This is a genomic window from Curtobacterium sp. MCBA15_005, from assembly GCF_001864855.1.
GTDB classification, from domain to species: Bacteria; Actinomycetota; Actinomycetes; order Actinomycetales; family Microbacteriaceae; genus Curtobacterium; species Curtobacterium flaccumfaciens.
Map to the genome: position 1 here is coordinate 945 of NZ_MJGL01000031.1, position 639 is coordinate 1583.

Annotated in this window: 1 pseudogene; it reads right to left on the minus strand. The window is 68.9% G+C overall.

The features are described from left to right. Positions 1-392 precede the first annotated feature (392 nt). A pseudogene (locus tag BIU89_RS18590) lies at positions 393-639 on the minus strand (hypothetical protein); the annotation flags it as partial.

Below are 639 nucleotides of genomic sequence, written 5' to 3' on the forward strand. Positions count from 1 at the left end.
CACGAGGTACTCGCGCTGCGAGCGGTCGTCGCGCACCGGGAACTCGGCGATGCGGTCGGGGGTGATCGTCGGGGCCGCGAGTGCGGTCCCGAACACGGTGATTCGTTCGTTGCTGGTCATGGTGCTGTACTTCCTGGTCATTCGGCGCCAGGGCGACTCGGTGTCGGCGGACGTCTCAGTCCAGCGCGACGCATCGAGTGCGGGGCGCGCACGTCGAGTTTCAACGTGCAGCTCGTCCGTTCGGATCGAGCGGTGTCTCGAGTGGAATGCGACTCGGGTGAGTCGGTGTCGAGAGGTTGGTGTGCGCGAGTCAGATGGGTTCGCTGCAGTGCACCAACCAGAGACTATACGCCCACCCTGCCGAGAAGTCCAGCGAGCGACCGGACCGAGCGTCAGGATGCCAGGAACGCGGCCCAACGGTCCCCGCCGGCGGCCACGTTGCCCGAGCCGTCGAGGCGGGCGGCCGCGGACGACGGCTTGCGGTCAGCCTGCTCGTGGATCAGCCCGTCGAACGTCGCCGAGAAGTCCAGACGGGGCAGCGCGGCCGTGACGTCCCGCAGGTCGTCCGACGACCACCGGTCGAAGCCCACACCGGAGACGTCGAGCGAGGTCGCGACCTCGAGCAGGTGCCCCTCGGCG